The organism is Methanoregula sp. (genome assembly GCF_049510175.1).
In the GTDB taxonomy this organism is placed as follows: domain Archaea; phylum Halobacteriota; class Methanomicrobia; order Methanomicrobiales; family Methanospirillaceae; genus Methanoregula.
Window position 1 is genome coordinate 1 of sequence record NZ_JBEKZF010000016.1, and the last position, 6,559, is coordinate 6,559.

Sequence of the window (6,559 nt, forward strand, 5' to 3'; positions counted from 1 at the left end):
CTCCGAGCGTGAACCTGACGAGGTCTGTCCGCACACCGGTAAGGGGCGTGATGCTGCCGGTAATCGTCGGTTTCATCAGCTGTATGATGGCAAACTTGCCGACCAGCGTATTCTCTCCTCCGTCCGTGACAACCCGGATATTCCAGGGTCCGACGGTTGCATCCTCCGGGATCACGAGCGTCCCGTCAATACGGGTAGCCGTGACATTCGTGAGCGTCGGGACAAGAATATCGGTCTGGTTCCGGAACTGCACGGTGGTGTTGCCGGGTCCCGGCTGGAAATCCGTGCCGGTGATACTGAAATAATAGGTGTTATTCAGGTATCCTGATCCGGGTGAGACGTTGGTGGGATTTGGAGGAAGCGGGATTGATACCGGCGACGAAGACAGGTTCACCGTCAGGTACTGGGCGATGGTCTTTCCGATAACCGGATAGGTCTCCGGCATCTGGTTGAAGTCAGATATCGCTGTAATGTTGTACCTGCCCACCGGGTAAAGGCCGTTTTCGGTGTTCCAGATCGGGCCGGTAGAATATCCGGTCCCGTTTTCAAGGACAAGCAGCGGGGTAACCGTTCCGGACCGGCTCGTCAGGGAGGTGTAGGTTGTGCCATCAGGCCCCTGGACCACAATCCGTAACGGGGCGCCGGGTATCCCGCGTTCGGTTACATTGGCCAGATCGCTGTTGATCCGGAACGCGATCTCATCACCGACCGGTATCGTCCTGCCATCCGCATTCAGTCCCGTTGTCACATCGGTAACCGTCAGGTCAATCTCCGGATCAGCGACATTGAATGCGATCGGTGACCCGCCGAGCGTGCTGCCGCCAGTCCAGCTGTACCACGTGCCATTACGCCCGACGAAATTGACAGGGTCTATGGTAAATGCATGTTCGTGTCCCGACACATCGATGGTCCAGTTCGGAACGGTGGAAGAATCAAGTGCACCGGGCGCGAACCACGCGATCGTGGTGTTCGTGCCGACAGCTTGGGTGATATTGAGGGCTGCCTCCCCGATATATACCGTTCCTGCAGGCGGAATCACCCGTTTCGGTACCGTCGACGGCATAGGATCTATGTTGATATAACTCGGTTTTGTTGTGAGATTGAAACTGATTGAATCCGATGTGTTCAGGGATACCGTATAATTGCCGTAAGAAGTGTACGTGTGAACGGGGTTCTGGAGTTCAGAAGATCCATTGTCGCCGAAATTCCAGTTCCACGCGGTGATCAAACCCGTTGATGTATCCGTGAACTGGACAGTCACAGGTTCGATTCCGGACGTGGTATTTGCCGTAAAGTTGGCAACGTTCATAACGAGGGTAATGGTCCTTTGCGGGGAGACGGTCTTTCCGGTAAAATCTGCACTCGCATTCTTGTAATTATCCTTCATATGGTTGAGGAGGGACAACGCCGAAACCGTGTAGCTGCCTTCAGGATAGACATAGGTGCCATTGACACGTGCATCGGTCTTCCATGGATAGATCGCCGTTCCCCAGTAATAGGGTTGGATATCTACAAAGCTCTTATTGAGGGAGACCAGGGGGCCCGTTCCGCCGGTGCCCGGGTCGCTGGTATAGAGCTTGCCAAGCGTCGCGTTTGACGGGTTTATCACGGTGATGTCAATGTAACCATCGGTGGTTGAATTGATCGGGCTGCGGTACTGTGAATCGACTGCCCCGTACATGTTTGTATCGATACGGAATCCAAGTGCGGTGCCGTAAGGCACTGCAGTTCCGGAAACATCCGCTGAAGTGTTGAAATCCCAGACTTTGACGTCAAGAGCTGGATCTGAAACAGTGAATACCGGGGTATAACTCGCCGGGGTTACATTGTCAGCTGCAAGGAGATACCAGTTGCCGGTGCGCCCGACAAAATCCGATGGTGCAACGGTCAGCGATTGGTGTCGCGTGCTCAGGTTGATCACCTTGCCTGGCCCCGTTGAGTTGATCTGTCCGGCAGATGCCCACCAGCCGATAATGGTGAGGGAAGGGACTGCATTTATGTCTGGACTGCCCTGCGCCTGGTTCAGGGCGTGGGTGACATCCAGCCCCTGTTCACCGATAAAAATGGAGGCGGACTGGTTGATGACAGTCCCTGCAGCAGGGGCAAGTTTGGTATACCCTTTCAGGCAGACACTGGAATTGGGATAACTGGTGGTCAGATCGGTCCAGGTTGCGGGTGCGCCATTACTGCTGACATAACTTTCACCTGCATGGGCAGTTGCATGACTGGAATAACCGGTTACGGGCTCTTCAATGGAGATAGGCGTGGTATAACCGGGCGTTGTTACGTTGACGACAATCGAATATCTTTGTCCTGCTGTCAGAGCCACATCCGGTACGGTTACTGTGTGATATCCTGGTGACGCGAGCGTTCCGGAGGTGGTTGCGGCATACCCCCCGGTATTAACCGGTCCGCTGTTGGGGTTGCGGTATATGCGCACGGTATAAGTGGTATTGCTGGTGGGGGCGTAGAACCCGGCTGCCTTGAATGTCTCGTCCGATTGGGCGGAGAAAACATTGGCGAACCAGGCAGTCGTGGAACTATACCCAACATTGCCCGTCCAGCCAAGCGGGTCATAACTATAGACACGGTCATAGTTCGACACCGGTTCACCGGTGAAAGCCACGCAGTCGTTCCCGACGGTCAGATCATAATATGAAATATAGAAGTACCCGCTCGCCCCCCATACGGTTCCCCAGGAATTCTTTGCGATAAATGCCCCATCCCCCGGAGGTTGGGATACAAAGTTTGCATGGCTGTACGAATCATCCCATCCCACCAGGGCAATTTCATGCACGGTTGAAATACGGTTATTATTATAGAACGAATGAGTCACTTGATTGTAATAGGTATAATTATTCGGGTCCTGAATTGAGGCTGCGACTGCACCATAGTGCGTCAGGGCATATTTTATATTGTCATTATCCGTCGCGCCTGATCGTGCCGGCAGGAAATACACGTCCTGGACATGTTTCACCGGAGAGAGTCCGCCGGGAGAAGAGACGGATGTATCATTATAGGGGTCATCGGATTCCCGGACCGGGCCGCTCCACCGGGAGAAATATGCGGTCGCCATCTCTTCGTTCCCCCCATCACTTGCAATCCTGTCAAAACCGTCGGTGTAGTTGCGGGAAAGGGTATTTTTCATATTATCCTCGGAGAAGTCCCAGGATTCAGTGGTCAGGAAATACGATTCAAGAGAGGCAACCGCGGCAAATGCCCAGCAGTCACCGGCACCTCCCTGATCTTTTACCGAAGATACTTTCCCCAATGTATGAAGGTTGTATGTGCCGTTGTAGCTGTCACCCTCGATCGGGAAACCTGAACCCGATCCCGTGACCGATCCTGAGCCTGATCCAGAACTCAATTCTGAATACGATCCTGAATACGATCCTGAATATAATTCTATATGCTGTCCCTGGTTATGCGTGAGATCAACGGGCGATGGTATCACACCATCGACTGAAACATGGGAGGTGGATTCACTGCCGGAGGCGGTACTTATTACTGTGGCAGCCGTCGGCGTTGCGGATTGTTTCATGCGGTTCTGGTACTCAAGGAATTCCGGATTCACCGGTGCCTTGGTAAGAACCGTTGCTGAATCTGTATCCTGAGCCGTGGAAGCCCCTGAAGCGAGCGGGGTAATTATTTCCGGAGTACCTTGGGCTGGAATAACAGCGGGGGTATCTGTCGGGGTTAGCTGAGGCGTTGTCGCCAGATCCGGTGGTGGTGTAGTTACTGCCGGGGTCGTTATGGTGGTTCCACTAGTATGCTGATCATGCGTTACTGCTACCACTACAATGCCAATGAATAATGTAAGAACAAGGAACAAAAGGATTGGTCTGGTAACCGAGGATAAGGAACGCTTGAATTTCATGTATGACCCCCTTTTTACCCCTCGTGAAATAGATGAAGATATGGGGTTAATATTCATTGTGGTTTGAAGTTATGATAAATTGATGGTTGGTGGGGAGGAATTTTTCTCAAAAAAAATTGATCAGGTCTACTGTCAGCACGTGAAAGCATATAACGTGATGTAACGTATAGCGTACAATGACACCTCCTCTGTATCATGCGCACTCGTTCGCAGGGCTGGCCCTGATGTTTGTCTTCTGGATAGTACAACTGCTCATTGCTTATCTCATCTACCGGGACGCAAAAGAACAGAAAATGCTTGCACCGATCTGGGCGATTCTTGCGATCCTGCCGATGTTCGGCTATCTTGTTGACGTGATCTACCTGGTAGTCCGGGAGCTCCGGTCGTCCCGGATGACAGAAAAACCTTCGGTGTCGTTATAACCGGAAAGGGCAGCATCCACGCGGAAACATAAGCGCGATCGATAGTCGCGATGGAAAAATTCTGATCGCGATCAGAATGGTTCGTTTAAAAAATTTCACATGCGATCGGCCGGATCGATTGCGAATCTTCCTGCAGGATCTGGCCGAAAATGTCCAACACACTATGTTCGCCGGAAACCCCCACGTGCGTTATTTCCCGACGGGCTTGCGGTACTCAGTGCCATGGATAAGGTGCTCCCCGGATTTTTCCCTATCTATACGGTGCTGTTACGTGTTTTTTCCGGGCACTATAAGGCCCCTCTCAGGTCAAACGGCGGCCGAATAGTGAGGGCCGTTTCAGGGTTCCTCTTCAGCTGCCCGACCTTCTTCGAGGACTTCATCGTCGCCCCGACAAAGGTCATGTCGGGAAAGCCGGAAAGCACCATGAACCGGACGGCCGGCAGCTTCCCGTCCAGCGTGGCGACGGCTGCAGGATGCGGGCCTCCGATCATTTCCATGATCTGATCCATGAGTGCCATGCGGGGACATTCTCTCCCATGATTGTATTAAACGTCAGGATTGGGGGAACCGGGAGAATTATGGCAGCTTATGCGGGCTCTACAGCACAGGATATAATTTTCCGCTTTTTAAAAAAGGTTCAGAGGATGGAAACAGCAGTGATCTTCGTATTCATTCCTCCGTCAAGTGTTGTCACGTTCACCTTCCAGGAACCCGCAACGGCATCTGCCGGAAGTGCTACGGTGCCGGTGATGGTTGTCGGGTAGACCCCCGAGAGTGTGGTGGTGATATTATATCCGGTGGTGTTGGTGAGATTCACCACCGTGCGTCCACCGGTCTGGAAGGAGGTGCCCTGCAGGGTAAAGGCAACGGTTGTATCCCTGTACAACGTTGCCGGGATGAATGAAGTAATTCCTGGCGGCGGTACGTTTTTGACCTCGAATGGCGACTGGACAACACCGCCGTCAGCGGTGGACACGTTGAATTTCCATGTCGTATCGGCAGGTGCAGCGGGAGGTATCTGGATACCTCCGATGATCTGGGTGGACGAGACGGAATAGAGTGTACTTTCCAGTTCGCCATAGGTCCGGTGGCTTAGTCTGACCGTTGTCAGTCCGGGCTGGAAGTTCGTGCCGGTGATCGTGAAGGAAACGGTGTCATTATGATAACCAGTATTTGGTGTGATGGGACGGATGGTCGGGGCTTGCCGGATCTCGGTAAAGAGGATACGCGAGGTGCTGGTGCCGCCATCGAGGGTCGTTACGTTGACCGTCCATATTTTTCCGAACGGGGAATCCGGTGGAACCGTAAAGTTCCCGGTGATGGTCGTTGGCGTCACGCTGGTCAGCTGGGCGGTCACGTTGTCGTTATGAGCATTGAAATAGGTCTGGTTATAGAGCGTGACCGTAGTGTTGCCAATGCCCGGCTGGAAGTTGGTGCCGCCGAGCGTGAACGTGACAAGGCCGGTCCTGGCGCCAGTGAGAGGTGTCATGGAACTGATGGTCGGCACCGGTTTCAGGAGTGTGAACGTGACCGGCGAGGTGCTGGTGCCGCCGTCGACCGTGGTGACATTGACGAGCCAGCTGTTCAGGCCGACCGGGGCATCATCCGGGAAGAGAACCCGGGCCATGATGGCGGTTGACGTCACGCTCGTGACATTCGCGTAGATAAGGGTTGCGTTGGTCGTGAAATACGTCTGGTTAAAGAACGAGACGTTCGAGCCGGTGCCGACCTGGAAGTTGGAACCGGCCAGCGAGACCGTCAGGGTCCGGTTCCGGAACCCGGTTGCTGGTGTAATCGACGTGATTGCCGGTTTCAGCTGCTGCGTGACCGTGAACGGGACCAGCGAGGTGCTGGTACCGCCGTCGACCGTGGTGACGTTGACGAACCATTTCCCGAAGGCTGCATCGGCAGGTATCGTGAAGTTCCCGGTGATCGCGGTCGGTGTGACACTGCTCAGTTGGGCTGTGATGACCCCGCCATACGTCGTATTGAAGAGCGTGACCGTGGTGTTACCCGGGCCGGGCTGGAAGTTGGTACCGCCGAGCGTGAACGTGATGAGGTCCGTCCGCACGCCGGTAGCGGGCGCAATGCTGCCGGTGATCGTCGGCACGGGTTTCAGGAGCGTGAACGGGTTGTTCGTGGTGCTGGTGCCGCCGTCGACCGTGGTGACGTTGACGATCCAGCTGTTTGATCCGACCGGTGCATCGTCCGGGAAGAAGACCCGGGCCATGATGGCGGTTGACGTCACGCTCATCACGTT

4 protein-coding genes are annotated in these 6,559 nt (G+C 54.2%); 1 reads left to right on the top strand and 3 read right to left on the bottom strand.

The features are described 5' to 3' along the window. Window positions 1–3,367: DUF3821 domain-containing protein (locus tag ABSG49_RS11845; protein ID WP_424026340.1), on the bottom strand; the 3,367-nt coding region annotated here is incomplete at its 3' end. 686 nt (window positions 3,368–4,053) lie between these two features. Between ABSG49_RS11845 and ABSG49_RS11850 the strand changes: the two genes are divergently transcribed. Next, window positions 4,054–4,299 (top strand): hypothetical protein, encoded by a 246-nt coding sequence (locus tag ABSG49_RS11850; protein ID WP_424026341.1) that lies wholly within the window; start codon window positions 4,054–4,056, stop codon window positions 4,297–4,299. Window positions 4,300–4,586: 287 nt separating this feature from the next. Here the strand turns inward: ABSG49_RS11850 and ABSG49_RS11855 are convergent, their stop codons facing one another. Continuing rightward, window positions 4,587–4,817, bottom strand: a complete 231-nt coding sequence (locus tag ABSG49_RS11855) for a pyridoxamine 5'-phosphate oxidase family protein (RefSeq protein WP_424026342.1) — start codon at window positions 4,815–4,817, stop codon at window positions 4,587–4,589. Between the two features lie 119 nt (window positions 4,818–4,936). Further along, window positions 4,937–6,559: IPT/TIG domain-containing protein (locus tag ABSG49_RS11860; protein ID WP_424026343.1), on the bottom strand; the 1,623-nt coding region annotated here is incomplete at its 5' end.

Bases quoted from the DNA above. Each gene is read 5' to 3' on its own strand.
- ABSG49_RS11855 (WP_424026342.1), bottom strand. From the start codon at position 4,817: ATGGCACTCATGGATCAGATCATGGAAATGATCGGAGGCCCGCATCCT.
- ABSG49_RS11850 (WP_424026341.1), top strand. From the start codon at position 4,054: ATGACACCTCCTCTGTATCATGCGCACTCGTTCGCAGGGCTGGCCCTG.